Origin of the sequence: Myceligenerans indicum (assembly GCF_016742955.1) — a bacterium.
GTDB lineage: Bacteria > Actinomycetota > Actinomycetes > Actinomycetales > Cellulomonadaceae > Myceligenerans > Myceligenerans indicum.
Genome location: NZ_JABBYC010000006.1, coordinates 1 through 15,690, shown reverse-complemented (window position 1 = coordinate 15,690; position 15,690 = coordinate 1). Strand labels below are relative to the sequence as shown.

Below are 15,690 nucleotides of genomic sequence, written 5' to 3'. Positions count from 1 at the left end.
TCGACCGTACGAACGCGCAGTCGGCGGATCAATGTGTGATCTGCTCGCCTGGATTCGTGATCGTCTACGATCGTGCCGTGGATGTCCTGTCGGACCAACTGGCTCAGGCCCGTGCGCGCGGCGCGGTGTTCTCCGTCCTGCGCCGGACGGCCCCCTGGGGCCTCGGGTTCGAAGGCCGGCGTCCCCTGACGGTCCACGTGCTGCTGAACGGGTCGGGCCGCCTGCTGCAGGAGGGGGCCGCGCCGATCGGGCTGCGCGCGTACGACGTCGTCCTGGTGCGGGGTGGCGCGCCCTACGTCATCGTCAGCGAGGCCGGGGCGCCGGCCGAGCCGATCGCCGATGCGCGGCGGCGCGGGTCCGACCCAGGCAGCGCCGACGCGACCGTGCTGTGCGGGGCGTACACGCTGGAGGGCACGGTGGGCCGGGCTCTGCTGCGGGAGCTGCCGCGCTGCGTCGTCGTTCCCCGCGAGCGGCAGGACGGCGACCAGGCCGCGGCCGTCGGCCTGCTCGCGGCAGCGGCGGGGCGTGACGACCCCGGCCAGCAGGCGATGCTGGACCGGCTGCTGGACGTCAACCTGGTCTCCACGCTGCGCGCCGCGTGGTCGGCGTCCGACGATCCGGCACCGGGCTGGTACCGCGCACTCGGCGACGGCGTCCTGCGCCCGGTGCTCGAACGCTTGCACGCGGACCCGTCGCGGTCCTGGACCGTGGAGGAGCTCGCCGGTATCGCGGGGCTGTCGCGAGCGGCCTTCGCGGCGCGGTTCACGGCCGCCGTCGGACGGTCGCCGTTCCGGTACCTGACGGAGCTCAGGATGCAGCGCGCCGAGGACCTGCTGGTCCGCACCGACCTGCCGCTGGCGCGCATCGCCACGCAGGTCGGCTACACCAACGAGTACGCGTTCGCCACGGCCTTCAAGCGGCGGTCCGGCGTCGCACCCGGCCGCTGGCGGGACGAGGCCCACGTGGACCCCGACCCACACCCGGTTCCCGACGACCACGAGCCCTGACGACCGCGGCCGCTGACGACCGCGGCCGCTGACGACCGCGGCCGCTGACGGCCACGGCCGCTGACGGCCACGAACCTGACGGCCGGAAGCCGGCCCCGTCTGTACCGGTGGCGCGCAGTGGGTGCGCGGGCCGATGCTCTCGCCGATCCTGGTCTGCCCGCTCAGGCTCTGACCGGGACCGTGGTCGTGCCCAGGCTCCAGCGGATCGCACCGACGGCCACCCGGCCGGCGAGCCGGGCCGCGGCCCCGTGCGGCCATCGCTCCAGCCGCAGCTCCGTGCGGGCCCAGGCCGGCAGGGTCGCGACTGCGCCGGCGGCGAGCAGTGCGTACGGCACGCGCACCGGGCGGGGCAGCGGCGGCTCGCGAAGGAGGAAGCGCGCGGTGTCCAGGGCCTGAGGTGTGGCGCGCAGCTCCGGGCGGTACGACTCCAGGCACTCGGCCAGCTCCGCCACGGTCTGCGGAACGTCACGAGCCCCGAGGGCGCCGGCGACCTGTCCGAGCTGGGCCACGTACTCGTCGGCTCGGTCGGCGCTCAGGGGCCGGGCTCCGAAGCGCTGGTGCGCCGTGAGGAACGAGTCGGCCTCGGCGGCATGGACCCACGTGAGCAGGTGTGGGTCCCCGGCGCGGTAGGGGACGCCGTCGGGCGAGGTGCCCCGGACCCGGTCATGGACCGCGCGCACCCGGTCGACGGCGGCCTGCGCCTCCTCCGCCGTGCCGAAGATCGTCGCCGCGAGGAACGTGGACGTACGCGCCAGCCGGCCCCAGGGGTCGCTGCGGTACCCCGAGTGCCCCGCCACTCCTGCCATGGCCAGTGGATGCAGGGCCTGGAGCAGCAGGGCCCGGAGGCCGCCGGCGAAGGTTGCCGCGTCCGCATGGACCGCCCGCACCGCACTTTCGGGAGGGAACCAGCGGGGGCCGGGGGTGAGGTGGATGCGGTCGCGGGTGGCGTACGCGTCGGGCCCGGCCACACGGAGGAATATCGCGCCGCCCACCCGGGTGCGGACGCGCTCGATCGGATTGGCCACCACGGGCATGACGTGAGTATGTCGCAGTATCCGCCTGTGGGGTGAGCCCTCATCGCGATCAGCGAAATGCGACGGTGACCGCGTCCGTGCCGGCACGATGAGCCGAGAGCCGAGAGCCGAGAGCCGAGAGCCGAGAGCCGAGAGCCGAGAGCCGAGAGCCGAGAGCCGAGAGCCGAGAGCCGAGAGCCGGGAGTCGGGCTGACGCGGCGAGGCGGCGCGCCCCGGCAAGGGCGCACCGCCTCGTGAGGTCCCGCATCGCGATGCTGGCTCGGCGCGATGCTGGCTCGGTGAGGTGCCGGCTCGGTGAGGTGCCGGCTCGTGGGCGCGGCCGGGTCAGGCCGCAGGCTCGGCCGCGAGGATGTCCACCACGAAGATCAGCGTCTTGCCGCCCAGCTCGTGAGCGCTCGGGTCCTCTCCGTAGGCCTCCGAGGCCGGGGCGACGAGCAGCACCTGGCTGCCGACCTTCTGCCCGTCGAGTCCGTCCGTCCAGGCGGGAATGACGCCGGAGAGCGCGAAGGACGTGGGGGCCGAGCGGCTCCAGGAGGAGTCGAACGACGTACCGTCCAGCAGGCAGCCGAGGTACTGGACGGTGACCTCGTCGTCCTTCGTGACCTTGGCGCCGTCACCCTCGATGAGGGGCTGCACGACGAGCTCCTCGGGGTCGTCGTAATCGTCCGCGATGGTGACGGTCGGGGCGCCGTCGTCACCGAGCTCGACCGTCGGCAGGCCGTCCTCGGGCTTCACCGTGGTGCCCTTGGCGCGCGTCGGCAGCGACTCGGACTCGACGATGTCGAGCACGTGCACCTGGGTGGTCCCGTCCATGGCCTTCATGGCGAGCGTCAGCCGCGCACCGACGTGGAGACCGGCGAACGGCTCGTTGAGCACCTGGTAGGACGGGTCACCCAGGGTGAAGCTCTGCGGAGCCTGCCCCTCGTCCCAGGTCGAGGGGTTCGTCTGTTCGCCGTCCGACCCGTTGACGATGTAGTCCTGGAAGGTGACGCGGTTGCCCGTGGCCAGTTCGGTGCCGTCGCCCTCGTCGAGCACGTTGACGGCCAGGCCCTCCACCTCGAGCGGTGTGTCGAACTCGACCTTCTCGGGCTCCTCACCGGCCGCGCCGGTGACCGTCACGCCCTCGATGGCCTTCTGGTCGGCCTCGCTGGGTTCGGGGATCTCCGCAGGTGCCGAGGGGGCCTCCGGTTCGCAGACGCCTCCGGCGACGACGGGCTCCGCGCTCGCGCCCGAGGCGTCGGCGGACGGGCTGGCCGATGCATCGGCACCCGAATCGTCGCCGTCACCGCATCCGGTGAGCACGAGGGCGGAGCTCAGGGCGAACGCCGCCAGGCCGGCTGAGGTGCGGTGCTTCACGTTGTGTCCTTCGATCGGTGAGGTAGTGCCAGACCGGCACACTGTAACGGTCCGAGCGGGGAAACCTCTGTGCCGAGGTGAATCCGGGCCGGACGCTGCGGCGACGCCCCGCCGTGGGCCGGCGTGACGACGGTTTGGCGGTCGTCGCCGAGGTCCTGGGACAATGGCCGCATGCCGTCCAGACGTCGATCGAGCAAGCGACCCTACGGAGCCGAGCACCGCCCGCTCGACCTCGATCGGGCCACGGGCGGCCGGAGCAGCGAGTCCGCGCCGGACGGCGAATGGGTGGTTCAGCACGTCCGTTCCTCGGACAAGACCTACGTCTGCCCCGCCTGCCGGCAGGACGTCGCGCCCGGCACCGCCCACGTCGTGGCCTGGCGGTCCGACGCCATCGGCGGCCCCGAGGCAGGGCTCGAACAGCGCCGGCACTGGCACACCAGCTGCTGGAGCCGCCGCGCCAACCTCCGCTGACGGGCTCCGTCCCGGTCCGGGTGAGAATGGTCCCGATGACTACCCAGACCTCTCATCAGATCCGCTCCACGACCGTCCTGCCCGCACACCGGGAGGACGTGGAGCTGCACACCGCGGACGGGCTGACGCTCGTGGGCGAACTCGCACTGCCCGTCGGGCCCGACGGCGCCCCACGGACGCCGTCGGCCACCCTGGTGACGTTCCACCCGCTGCCGACGCACGGGGGGTTCATGGACTCCCACGTGTACCGCAAGGCCGCCTGGCGGCTGCCCGCGCTGGCGGACCTCGCCGTCCTGCGGTTCAACACGCGCGGCACGAGCTCGCCCCGCGGCACCAGCGAGGGCGAGTTCGACGGCGGCGAGGCGGAGCGGTACGACGTCGCCGCGGCCATCGAGCTGGCGGAGTTCCGCGAGCTGCCCAGACCGTGGCTGGTCGGCTGGTCGTTCGGCACCGAGCTGATCCTCAAGCACGGGGCCGACCCGAGCATCGAGGGAGCCATCCTGCTCTCGCCGCCGCTGCACCGCGCGACCGACGAGGACCTGGACCGGTGGGCCGCGCTCGGCAAGCCGCTCGTGGTGCTGGTCCCGGAACTCGACGACTACCTGCGTCCCGAGGAGGCCCGTCGCCGGTTCGCCCGGGTCCCGCAGGCGGAGGTCATCGGGGTCGACGGCGCGAAGCATCTGTGGGTGGGCGAGTCGGCGGTCCGCCGCGTGCTCGACGAGATCGTGGGTCACGTCCTGCCGGATCACCCGCTTCCCCTGCCGACACACTGGGAGGGCTCCCTCGATCCGGCCTAGCGTTTGCGCGGGAGAGCACTAACCTGAGAAGTGGGGCGGAGGTCGTCCCGGAGCGAGGGGCGCGGGCGTCCCGCGAGGAGGCGTGGCAATGACTCGGACGACTCCGCTGAACACCATCGACCTGCGTACGGGCGGGGGCCTGCCGCTCGTCCTCCTGCACGGCTTCCCGCTGGACGTGCGGATGTGGTCCGCGTGCGCCATGGCATTGCCGCCCGGGATCCGCGCGATCGGCGTCGACCTGCCCGGGGCCGGGCACTCGGACCTGGACGGCGCTCGGCCGGCGCTCGAGCACAGTGCCGAGTGCGTGCACGACACCCTGAGAGGGATGGGCGTGGGCAACGCCATCGTCGTCGGCCTGTCGCTGGGTGGATATGTCGCGCTGGCTCTGGCCGACCTGTATCCCGACTTCGTGTCCGGGCTCGGCCTCGTCGACACGAAGTCGGTTGCTGACACCGATGAGGTCCGGGCGAAGAGGCGGCGGATCGCGAACGCCGTCGAGGAGTCACAGACCGTCGACGCCGTGCTCGGCATGCCCGCGGTTTTGCTGTCGGAAGTCAGTGCCGCGGAGAGGCGGAACCTCTTCCCCGTTCTCGAGAGCTGGATCCGTTCACAGTCGCCGGCGGGGGTCGCATGGACGCAGCGTGCGATGGCAGCACGCCCGGACAGGACGGCGGTCCTGGAGAAGTTCGACCTGCCGGTGGCGGTGGTCGTGGGAGCGCAGGACGTGTTGTCGCCACGTGACGAGGCAGAACACATGGCGGCCGCGGCGCGGACGGCCGGTGCGGACGTCACCCTGACGGAGATCCCTGGTGTCGGTCACATGGCACCGGTCGAGGACCCGCAGGCAGTCGCCGATGCCCTCGCGGACCTGCACCAGCGGGTACAGGCGAGACCCCGGCGGCGGACCTTGCTCGACTGGTGGCCCTGACCCGCCGGGGTCTCGTCGCTGTCCTACGGGAGGACTGTCAGGCGTTGGCCTCTGCCTTGGACTTGCCGGACTTGGGCTTGCCGGACTTCGGATCGGCTTCCTCGACCTGCGGGATGACGACGGTGGCCGAACTGACCTCGTCGGCCGACGGCGCCGGGTTCGGGGAGCGGGGCGGGATGGCGGCGGGCGGCCTGCCGGCCGGCTCGTCATCGTCGTCGTGGTCCGCGCCGACGCCCCCGAAGCGGGCCTTCTGCGCCGGGGTCAGCGGGCTGCCGCCGGTCGCCGTGGCGAGCGCCGCCGAGCCGTCGGGCTTGGGAGCCTGACCGCCACCACCGAGCATGCCGCGCAGCTCGTCCAGATACCCGTTGATCGAGTCGTGCTGCCGGGTGAGGTCCTCGAGCTGGTTCTGTGCCGCCGCGCGCTGCTGCTCCGCCTCGGCGCGAGCGTCCGCGATGGTCTGGTCGGCGAACTCGCGAGCCTCGGCCACGATGCGATCGGCCGTCCGCCGCGAGTCCGCGACGAGGTCCTTGACGTAGACGTCGGACTCCGAGCGCACCTTCTCGGCCTGCTCAAGGGCGACGGCCACGCGCTTCTCCGCCTCGCCCGCGTGCTCCTCGGCGGCCTTGACGAGCTTGTCGGTCTCCTCCTTGGCCTTGGCGTGCCGCTCGGAGAGCTCGGTCTCCACCTGCTCCTTGCGGGTGGCGATCTCGAGTTCCGCGTCGGCCAGTGCCGTACGTGCCTGCTCGCGCAGGTCCTCGAGGTCCGAGGTGACCGCGTTGGACGCCTCGGCCGCCTCACGCTTCGCCTCGGCCACGAGCTGCTCGGCCTCGCGGCGAGCGCGTTCCAGGAGCTCGCTGGACTCGGTCTCGGCGCTCTCCCGCTGGGCCGCGGTCTCGGCCGCGACCTTCGCGCGGAGCTGGGCGGCCTCGCGTTCGGTGTTGACCCGCAGCTCGGTGGTCTCGCGCTCGACGGTGGAGCGCAGCGTGCCGAGCTCGCGCTCCAGGCTGGAGCGGCGTTCGGACTCCTCGGTGGCGATGCCCGACGTGATCAGCGCGGCCTCGCGCTCCGCGGACCCGACGAGTTCTTCCGCGCGCCGCTGTGCGGCGACGAGGTGGCCGTCGGCCTCCGCGGCCATCGTGGTGCGGATCTCCTCGGCCTCGCGGCGGGCGCTGGCGAGTTGCTCGGCGGCCTCGGACTCGGCGCGCGAGCGTACCTGGCCGGCGGAGAGCTTGGCACGTGCCAAGATGTCGGCGGCCTGCTGGTTCGCCTGCGTGAGAATGTCGGACGACTGCTCCTCCGCGGAGCGCAGCAGCATCTCGATCCGCGACCCGAGGCCTGCGTACGACGGCTTGTCGCTCTCCTTGAGCCGCTGCTGGGCGTCGCCGAGGTCGGACTCGAGCTTGGAGGCGCGGGAATCGGACGACTCGACCTGTCTGCGTGCCTCCTCCAGCGCCGCGTTGAGCCGGTCGAGGTGGCTGTGCACCTGGTCGCGGTCGTAACCGCGCATGACAGTCGGGAAGAGCGAACGCTCGTCGGACACGTGCAGACCTCCGTGGCAAGACCGTGGTTCCCCGGCCAGGGATGCCGCAGATTCGCGGCCCGTCCGGCGCCCAGGATACGCGCCGCGTGGCTCGATGGGTAGCCGCTTGAAATATGGCTTTCGAGGTATTCGTCGAAAGGGCATGAAGACAGCAGGTGAAAGAAGCGTGATGATCTCCGCCGTCGTCTCCCGCTGGACGCTCGCGTAGCAGACCACCCTATGCTGGACCGTCGGTCCTTGGCACCTACGAAGGGAACGGATGGTGCAACGCGTTCTGGCGGTCCTCCTCATCCTCGCCGGCCTCGGCGGAGCTGGATACGGGGTCGCGACAGCGACGGTTCTGCGCGACTCCGACACGGTGGTCGCGACGGCGACCCCGAGCGGCGACGGGACGATGCTGGTCACCGTTCCTGGTGTGCTGGGGATGGTCGACGATAGCGTCACGGTTCGCGCGTCCGTCCCGGAGGGGCAGAAGCTCACGCTCGCGGTCGGCACCGAGACGGATGTGCTCGGCTGGGTCGGCGAGGACCCCTACGACTCGGTGACCGGGATGTCGGACTGGACCACGCTCTCCGTGGTGCCGGGGGGCGGCGTGGCCGAGGGTGGCGACGACGCGGCCGCCGAGGACGCGGCCAGCGCGGACGCGACCGGCGACGACGCAGTCGGCGATGATGCGGCCAGCGCGGACGCGGCCGAGTCCACCGAGAAGCCGTCCAAGGGCCCCGAGCCCGCCGGGTCCGACATGTGGATCTCCGAGGTCAGTGGAGAGACCAGTGTCAGCTTGCGGTACACCGACCAGCCCGGTCCCTACGTTCTGCTCGCCGCGGGCGTCGGCAAGGGCGCGGAAGCTCCGACGGTCGAGCTGACCTGGCCCCGGCCGGTCACGACCCCGTATCTCTGGCCCTGTGTCATCGGCGGCGCATTCCTCGTTCTCCTCGGGCTGTTCCTGCTGATGGGTGTCGGCGGGAAGAAGGGGGGCAAGAACGGCGGCAGCGGCCGGAATCCGCGCAGGACCGTCCGCGAGCCGATCGACCGGCACGAGGAACTGCCGCCTCCCGGTTCGGCGGGCGAGTCACCGTTCTCCCCCGCCCCTGGCGAGAAGCTCGACGCCCCCTTCCCGCCCGGTCCGGCCGAGAAGTCACCCTTCCCGCTGACGGACGACGATCAGTCGGCAGCACCCTTCCCGCCCGCGGCCGCGCCGGCGTGGGGGTCGAGCCCGACACCGCCGCCTCCGGGAGGGGCCGGTCCGGCGGCCGGTCGGCGACCGGCCACCGCCGGTTCGGCCGCGGCTTCCGCTGCTGCCGTGACACCCCCCGGTGTCGGGGCGCCTTCCACAGCCTCACCATGGGGAACCGACAGGTCCGGCGCCTCCGGTCCCACCGAGCCTCCCGTGACGCCCCCGGAGTCTTCCGCGCCGGCAGGGCCTCCCGCACCGGGAAGCCTGCGCCGCCGCCGCGGGCGGCGTGGTGCGGCCGGTCCCGGCGGCGCCGCGCCGGTCGCCCCGCCGCCTGCCGCGGCGCCGCCGCGGGCATCGGCCGCGCCCCAGCCGGGGGCGCCTCAGCCCGCCGCTCCCCAGCCCGCCGCTCCCCAGCCCGCCGCTCCCCAGGCAGCCGTGCCCCAGCCGCCCGCGCAATCCAGCGGATCCTCAGGAACTCCGGGCAAGCTGATGACCCGGCGCGAGCGGCGCCTTGCCGAGCAGGCCGGCCGCCGCGGTAACACGGGCATCCAGCCCGCCGTGGCGCCGCAGCAGCCCGAACAGCCGCAGCAGCCCGAGCCCGGGCAGGACGCCCCGTCGAGCCGCGCCGCCGCCTGGCGTGAGGCCTGGGGGATCAAGGACGGAGAAGACCGATGACCCACCGCCGACTCGCACGCCGTGCGTCCGTAGCGGTCACCCCTCTGCTCGTCGTCGGTCTGCTCGCCGGTTGCGCACAGGAGCTCCCGGCTCCTGAGCCTCCGTCTGCCGCGGTCGGCGCGATGGTGACCGAGAAGCAGGAGAAGACGATCATCAGCCGGGTGGCCGAGTCCGTGGAGAAGGCCACCCAGGAGCGGAAGATCGACGCCCTCGACGCCCGCATGACCGGGCCGGCCAAGACGATCCGCACCAGCCAGCTCAACGTGGCCAAGAAGCTGGACAGCGACAAGCAGGTCACGAAGCTTCCGATGAGCATGCAGTCGGTGACCCTGCCCTCGGATCCGCAGTGGCCGCGCCTCAGCATGGCGGCGAGCACGCAGCCGAAGGACCTGACGCCTCCGGTGCTGTACGCGTTCGAGCAGGCTTCGGCCCGCAGCGACTACAAGCTGTGGGCATGGGCCAGGCTCCTTCCCGGCGTGACACTGCCCAGGTTCGCGCCGACGGATACCGGGACGGAGACGGTCGCGGACGACGACGAGAAGACGCTGGCGTCGTCCCCGGCGAAGGCGGTCGCCATGTATGCCGACGTCCTGTCGGAGGGGAAGGACTCGAAGTTCTCCGGCAAGATCGAGGACGACGACTTCCGTGACCTGATGCGCAAGCAGGAGTCCGCGCAGAAGAAGGCGGACGGGTGGAAGAAGGCCGAGGGGAAGTACTCCTTCAGCGCCAAGGCGGACAAGGACGCCGGCGTGCGGTCGATGCGCACCCTCGACGGCGGCGCGATCGTGATGGGCGCGATCGACTCGGCGCAGGTGATCCAGCTCCAGGACAAGGCTGAGGCTCCTCCGTCGAACGGGTTCGTGACGCAGAAGGCCCTCTTCGGCGACCAGGACGTCACGAACGTGCTGCGCACGAAGTACCTGGATGTCGTCGCGCTCTACGTGCCGCCCGCAGGCTCCGAGGAGAAGGTTCGCCTGGTGGGCTTCGAGCACATCGCCGTCGCGGCGACCAACGAATGATCGGTGTGCCCCGCGCGGCGGCGGGCGCCGTCGCGATGCTGCTGTGCGCCACCGTGGCGGGCTGCGCGCCGGGCCTGCCCGCACCTGATCCAGGGGCGGCCGCGGCCGGCGCCGCGGTGACCCAGGAGCAGGAGGAGAAGATCATCGGGCGGGTGGCGGCCGCGGTGGAGGAGGCCACGGCGGGGCGGAAGACCGCTGTTCTCGACGATCGCGTGTCCGGGCCCGCAAAGGCGCTGCGGACCAGCCAGATCGAGGTCGCCGGGAACCTGGACAGCGACAAGCAGGTCACGAACTTGCCGATGACCATGCAGGCGGTGCTGCTCCCCTCGGAGCCCGGCTGGCCGCGGACGAGTCTCGCGGTCAGCACGCGTCAGGAGGACAGGGCCGCGCCCGTGCTGTACGCGTTCGAGCAGCGGTCGCCGCGCAGCAACAACAAGTTGTGGGCGTGGGTGAAGCTCCTGAGAAACGAGACGCTGCCACGGTTCGCGCCGACGGAGACCGGTGCGGAGACGGTGGCGCCCGACGACGGCGAGACCCTTGTCATGTCCCCGCGGGAGGCCGTCGCCGCGTACGCGGACGTACTGTCCGAGGGGTCGGACTCGTCCTCCTCCGGGAAGGTGGAGGACGACGAGTTCCGCGACCTGATGCGCGAACAGGAGTCGGCGCAGGAGAAGTCGGACGGCTGGAAGGACGCCGACGGCAGGTACTCCTTCGGCGCGACGGCGGACGAGGACTCGGGCGTGCGGGCCATGCGCGTGCTCGACGGCGGCGCGATCGTGCTCGGCGCGCTCGACTCGTCACAGCTGATCAAGCTCCAGAAGTGCGCGAGGATCGAGAAGGACAGCCTCACCGACACCCAGCGTGCGCTCCTCGGGGAGCAGCAGGAGAGCAACGTCCTGCGGACCACCTACCTGGACGTCGTCGCGCTGTACGTGCCGCCCGCGGGCTCGGCCGACCGGACGCGTCTGGTCGGCGTCGAGCATGTGGCGGTGGACGTCGACTCGGCGGGAGACATGTCCGACTGCGGGTGATCCGGGGGCGCTGAGCCCGTCCACGTGCCGAGGCCGCACGAGGGGTCTCGTGAAGGTGTTCCGCAAGACGTTTCCTGGGTCCCGCGGTGCCACGTGCTTTCGTAGGATGAGTGCCATGACCACGTCCGACCAGCCGACCCCGGCACCCGAGAGCTTCGCCGCCGCGCGCGGCGCCGTCGACCTGTCCGCCCTGACGCGCCCGCAGGCGCCGCCGCCGGGTGAACCGGGCGGCGCACCCGAGGCAGGCGGCTACGTGCTGGACCTCACCGACGCGAACTTCGAGCAGGTGGTGCGCGACTCCGCCACCTACCCCGTGGTGATCCTTCTGTGGGCACCCACGGACGCCGCGAACGCGGAGCTCGCCACCACCCTCGCGAGCCTGGCCCGCGAGTACGCCGGCAGATTCCTCCTGGGCCGTGTGGACGCGCAGACGTACCCGCAGATCGCCGCCGCGTTCCAGGTGCAGGGCGTGCCCGCGGTCGTTGCCGTGCTGCAGGGGCAGCCGCTGCCGCTGTTCGCGGGGAACGCGTCCGAGGAGCAGGTCCGCCAGGTGCTCGAGCAGGTGCTGGCCGCCGCCGAGCAGAACGGCGTGACCGGGCGGGCACCGTCCGCCGAGGGCGGGGCGGGCGAGCCCGCGGAGCCGGAGCCCGAGGCCGAGAAGCCGCTGCCGCCGCTGCATCAGGAGGCCTACGACGCCATCGAGCGTGACGATCTCGGCGCCGCGGAGGAGGCCTACACCAAGGCCCTCAAGCAGGATCCGAAGGATGTCGACGCGTCGGCCGGCCTGGCCCAGGTCCGTCTCATGCAGCGCACCCACGACGCCGACCTGGCCACCGTACGCAAGGCGGCTGCGGACTCGCCGTCGGACGTGTCCGCACAGCTCGCGGTCGCGGACCTGGACGTCCTCGGGGGCAAGGTCGAGGACGCCTTCGGCCGGCTGCTGGACCTGCTTCCCGGTCTGGGCGGCGACGACAAGGAGGTCGTCCGTGTCCGTCTCCTCGAGTACTTCGAGGTCGTCGGCGTCGCCGACCCGAGGGTGAACAAGGCGCGCCAGCGCCTTGCGATCAGCCTGTACTGATCACGCCGCCGCCCGTCGCCCGCCGGACGGACAGCGGTGCTTCCCGCCCGGGCGTGCACGGAGCGAGCGCCCGGGCCGCCGGCCGGTCACCGGTTGACCGGCCGGCCGGTCCCGGCGGGGCGCTCGGGGACGAGGACCAGGGCGCCCAGCGGAGGAACCCGGATCGACGCCGACCAGCCGCGGCCGTAGTGGGGGACCGCCTCGGCCGTGACCCGGCCCAGGTTCCCCACGCCCGAGCCGCCGTAGATCTCGGCGTCCGTGTTCAGGGCCTCACGCCAGACCGACCCGCCGGCCGGGGCCGGCGAAGCCTTGCCGGCGGGCCGGGTCCTCCGGTCCGATCCGAGCGGACCGCCCGGGGCGTCGGGCAGCGGCACGCGGTAGCCCTCGTGCGGCACGCCCGCGAAGTTCACGACCACGACGACCGGGTCACCCGCCGCGGAGCGGCGCACGTAGGCCAGGAGGTTCCGGTCGGCGTCGTCGGAGTCGAGCCATTCGAAACCGGAGCCGTCGAAGTCCCGCTCCCACAGGGCGGGGGTGGCCCGGTACAGCGCGTTGAGGTCGCGCACCAGCCGCTGCACCCCGGCGTGCCGGCCGTCGGCCAGTACCTCCCAGCGCAGCCCCTCGCCCTCGGACCACTCGGTGTCCTGCGCGATCTCGCAGCCCATGAACAGCAGCTGCTTACCGGGATGCGTCCACTGGTAGGCGAGGAGCGAGCGTATGCCGGCCAGCTGCTGCCACCGGTCGCCGGGCATCTTGCGCAGCAGCGACCCCTTGCCGTGCACCACCTCGTCGTGGCTGATGGGCAGCAGGAACTGCTCGGAGTACGCGTAGACCATCGAGAACGTGAGCTCGTGGTGGTGGTACCGGCGGTTGACCGGGTCCTCGGCCAGGTAGCGGAGGGTGTCGTTCATCCAGCCCATGTTCCACTTGAGGCCGAACCCGAGCCCGTGCGAGGACGTGGGCCGGGTGACCCCGGGGTACGACGTCGACTCCTCGGCGATCATCATGACGCCCGGCGTGCGCCGGTAGGCGGTGGCATTCGTCTCCTGCAGGAACGAGATCGCCTCCAGGTTCTCCCGCCCGCCGTGCACGTTCGGGTGCCACTCTCCCGGCTCGCGCGAGTAGTCGAGATAGAGCATCGAGGCGACGGCGTCCACCCGCAGGCCGTCCGCGTGGAACTCCTCGAGCCAGTAGGTGGCGTTCGCGACCAGGAAGTTGCGCACCTCGCGGCGGCCGAAGTCGAAGATGTACGTGCCCCAGTCCCGGTGCTCGCCGCGCGTCGGGTCGGCGTGCTCGTACAGGGGCGTGCCGTCGAACCGGGCCAGGGCGAACTCGTCGCGCGGGAAATGGGCCGGGACCCAGTCGAGGATGACGCCGATGCCGGCCTGATGCAGCCGGTCCACGAGGTGGCGGAAGTCGTCGGGCGTCCCGAACCGGGAGGTCGGGGCGTAGTACGAGGTCACCTGGTAGCCCCACGAGCCACCGAACGGGTGCTCGGCCACGGGCAGGAACTCCACGTGGGTGAAGCCCTGCTCCGACACGTACTCGGTGAGCTCGTCCGCGAGGTCCCGGTAGGACAGGCCGGGACGCCAGGAACCGAGGTGCACCTCGTAGACGCTCATCGGCCCGGAGTGGGGGTCGGACGCCGCGCGCTTCGCCAGCCACGCGTCGTCGCCCCACTCGTACTCCGACTCGGTCACGATGCTCGCCGTGCCGGGCGGTAGCTCGGTGGCCCGGGCCATGGGGTCTGCCTTCGCCCGCCAGACGCCGTCGGCCCCGAGCACCTCGAACTTGTAGTGCGTCCCGGGCGCGACCCCGGGGACGAACAGCTCCCACACGCCCGAGGACCCGAGGGACCGCATCGGATGAACCGGCGTCCACAGGTTGTGGTCGCCGAGCAGGCGCACGCCACGCGCGTTAGGCGCCCACACGGCGAAGCCCGTACCGACGATCTCGCCGGACACGCTCGGGTACCGCCGCACGTTGGCGCCCAGTACCTTCCAGAGCTCCTCGTGCCGTCCCTCGCCGATCAGGTGCAGGTCGATCTCGCCCGGCGCCGGCAGGAAGCGGTACGGGTCGTCCGCCACCTGTTCCGTGCTGCCGTAGCGGGTGCGGACCCGGTAGTCGGGAGCCGACCAGCCGGAACCCCCGTCACCGGGAGAGCCGGTGGGGACGACGGCGGTCCAGACGCCGGCGCCCTGGTGCTCGCACGGATGATCGCCGTCGTCGGTGACGATCGAGACCTCGTCGGCCAGCGGACGCAGCGCCCGGACCACGGCGAGCGGGCCGCCGTCCGCGAGCGGATGGGGTCCGAGAACGGAATGCGGATCGTGATGCGAACCCTGTGCGACGGCGGTCAGCGCCTCGAGGTCGGCGGGAGGCAGATCGGCCATGGCCACACCTTTCCACGTCCGGGTGCCACAACGCGACAGTTAGCGGGTACGGGTCCGTCCGCGTTTCCCACGCGCGCCCGTCGGCACCGGGCCGGCCGCATTACTGGTCGGTGGGCGGACCGGGCCATGATGGTGTCCGTGGGGCGGATCACGATTGCTGACATTGCTCGCCATGCGGGCGTCTCGACCGCTGCTGTCTCCTACGCGCTCAACGGCCGGCCGGGCGTCTCGGACACGACGCGTGAGCAGGTGCTCGCGATCGCCGCGGAACTGGGCTGGGCCCCGAGCTCTGCGGCACGGTCGTTGTCCGGGGCGTACACGGAGACCGTCGGCCTGGTGCTGGCCCGCGCGCCCGAGACGCTCGGCTTCGAGTCGTTCTACATGCAGTTCGTGGCGGGGATCGAGTCCGTGCTGTCCGAACGCGACTTCGGCCTGCTCCTGCAGGTGGCGCCCGATATCGACGCGGAACTGCGGACGTATCGCAAGTGGCGGGCCGCGCGGCGGGTGGACGGGGTCGTCATGGTGGATCCGCGGGTGCCGGACCCCCGGCTCGACCTGCTCCTCGCTCCCGACGCCCTGCCTGCCGTCGTCGTCGGCGACCCGAGCCTGTCCGGCGGGCTGACGAGCGTCTACACGGACGACGCGACGGCCATGGCGTCGTGCGTGGAGTATCTCGCAGGGCTGGGGCACACCGTGGTCGGGCACGTGACGGGCACGCCGGAGTTCGGGCACACCCACATCCGGGAGGAGGCGTTCACCCGTGAGGCCGCGGCCCGCTCGGTGACGGCCGAGGTGCGGCACGCGGACTACACACCGGATGCGGGTGCCGCCGCCACGCGGGATCTGCTGTCGCACGGTGGAGTGACCGCGATCGTCTACGACAACGACGCGATGGCGCTCGCGGGGCTCGGCGCCGCGCACGAGGCCGGCGTGCGGGTGCCCGAGGACGTGTCACTGGTGGCCTGGGACGATTCGCCGGTGTGCCGGGCGGCGTACCCGCAGCTCACGGCTCTGAGCCATGATGTGGCGAGTTACGGCGCACACGTGGCGCGCCGCCTCTTCGAGCGGATGGCCGGCGAGCCGCCGGCGTCGTACCGCGACTCGACGCCTCAGCTCCGGGTCCGCGGCTCGACGGCCCCGCCCGCCCTGTCTCTTATACACATCTGACGCTGCCGACGATAAGG

At 72.2% G+C, this 15,690-nt stretch carries 13 protein-coding genes; 9 read left to right on the top strand and 4 right to left on the bottom strand.

Annotated elements, in window-relative coordinates:
• Positions 1–77 precede the first annotated feature (77 nt).
• The gene (locus HGK34_RS05815; protein WP_201845641.1) at positions 78–1,007 is read left to right on the top strand and encodes an AraC family transcriptional regulator; all 930 of its coding nucleotides are present in this window, start codon (positions 78–80) and stop codon (positions 1,005–1,007) included.
• Positions 1,008–1,168: 161 nt separating this feature from the next.
• Here HGK34_RS05815 and HGK34_RS05810 read toward each other — a convergent pair whose 3' ends face one another.
• Together HGK34_RS05810 and HGK34_RS05805 are read right to left on the bottom strand one after the other, a co-directional pair.
• Positions 1,169–2,041 (bottom strand): oxygenase MpaB family protein, encoded by an 873-nt coding sequence (locus HGK34_RS05810; protein ID WP_201845640.1) that lies wholly within the window; start codon positions 2,039–2,041, stop codon positions 1,169–1,171.
• A gap of 324 nt (positions 2,042–2,365) precedes the next feature.
• Entirely contained in the window at positions 2,366–3,397 is a 1,032-nt protein-coding gene (locus HGK34_RS05805; protein WP_201845639.1) for an FKBP-type peptidyl-prolyl cis-trans isomerase, read from the bottom strand.
• A 171-nt stretch (positions 3,398–3,568) separates the two neighbouring features.
• Here HGK34_RS05805 and HGK34_RS05800 point away from each other — a divergent pair, with 171 nt between their 5' ends.
• The 3 genes from HGK34_RS05800 to HGK34_RS05790 all read left to right on the top strand — a co-directional run bounded on the left by HGK34_RS05800 (position 3,569) and on the right by HGK34_RS05790 (position 5,593).
• A complete protein-coding gene (locus HGK34_RS05800; RefSeq protein ID WP_201845638.1) occupies positions 3,569–3,868 on the top strand; it encodes an Rv1322 family protein in 300 nt (99 codons plus the stop codon).
• A gap of 26 nt (positions 3,869–3,894) precedes the next feature.
• Positions 3,895–4,665 carry an alpha/beta hydrolase gene (locus HGK34_RS05795; RefSeq protein WP_201845637.1) on the top strand — a complete coding sequence of 257 codons (771 nt, stop codon included), beginning with the start codon at positions 3,895–3,897 and terminating at the stop codon, positions 4,663–4,665.
• Between the two features lie 88 nt (positions 4,666–4,753).
• Positions 4,754–5,593 (top strand): alpha/beta fold hydrolase, encoded by an 840-nt coding sequence (locus HGK34_RS05790; protein WP_201845636.1) that lies wholly within the window; start codon positions 4,754–4,756, stop codon positions 5,591–5,593.
• A gap of 37 nt (positions 5,594–5,630) precedes the next feature.
• Here HGK34_RS05790 and HGK34_RS05785 read toward each other — a convergent pair whose 3' ends face one another.
• Positions 5,631–7,133 carry a DivIVA domain-containing protein gene (locus HGK34_RS05785; protein WP_201845635.1) on the bottom strand — a complete coding sequence of 501 codons (1,503 nt, stop codon included), beginning with the start codon at positions 7,131–7,133 and terminating at the stop codon, positions 5,631–5,633.
• Between the two features lie 259 nt (positions 7,134–7,392).
• Between HGK34_RS05785 and HGK34_RS05780 the strand changes: the two genes are divergently transcribed.
• The 4 genes from HGK34_RS05780 to HGK34_RS05765 all read left to right on the top strand — a co-directional run bounded on the left by HGK34_RS05780 (position 7,393) and on the right by HGK34_RS05765 (position 12,113).
• Positions 7,393–8,985, top strand: coding sequence for a hypothetical protein (locus HGK34_RS05780; protein ID WP_201845634.1), 1,593 nt, complete (start codon positions 7,393–7,395; stop codon positions 8,983–8,985).
• Complete coding sequence (locus HGK34_RS05775) at positions 8,982–10,004, top strand: DUF8094 domain-containing protein (RefSeq protein WP_201845633.1); 1,023 nt, start codon at positions 8,982–8,984, stop codon at positions 10,002–10,004. The genes HGK34_RS05780 and HGK34_RS05775 overlap by 4 nt, the downstream gene beginning before the upstream one ends.
• Entirely contained in the window at positions 10,001–11,035 is a 1,035-nt protein-coding gene (locus HGK34_RS05770) for a DUF8094 domain-containing protein (protein WP_201845632.1), read from the top strand. The genes HGK34_RS05775 and HGK34_RS05770 overlap by 4 nt, the downstream gene beginning before the upstream one ends.
• Before the next feature lie 115 nt (positions 11,036–11,150).
• Positions 11,151–12,113: a tetratricopeptide repeat protein gene (locus HGK34_RS05765; protein WP_201845631.1), complete on the top strand. Its 963-nt coding sequence runs from the start codon at positions 11,151–11,153 to the stop codon at positions 12,111–12,113.
• Between the two features lie 86 nt (positions 12,114–12,199).
• On the opposite strand, the gene glgB is transcribed toward HGK34_RS05765, so the two are convergent.
• Entirely contained in the window at positions 12,200–14,506 is a 2,307-nt protein-coding gene (gene glgB / locus HGK34_RS05760; RefSeq protein ID WP_201845630.1) for a 1,4-alpha-glucan branching protein GlgB, read from the bottom strand.
• A gap of 138 nt (positions 14,507–14,644) precedes the next feature.
• Between glgB and HGK34_RS05755 the strand changes: the two genes are divergently transcribed.
• Positions 14,645–15,673, top strand: coding sequence for a LacI family DNA-binding transcriptional regulator (locus HGK34_RS05755; protein WP_307815802.1), 1,029 nt, complete (start codon positions 14,645–14,647; stop codon positions 15,671–15,673).
• The last annotated feature ends 17 nt before the right edge of the window (positions 15,674–15,690 follow it).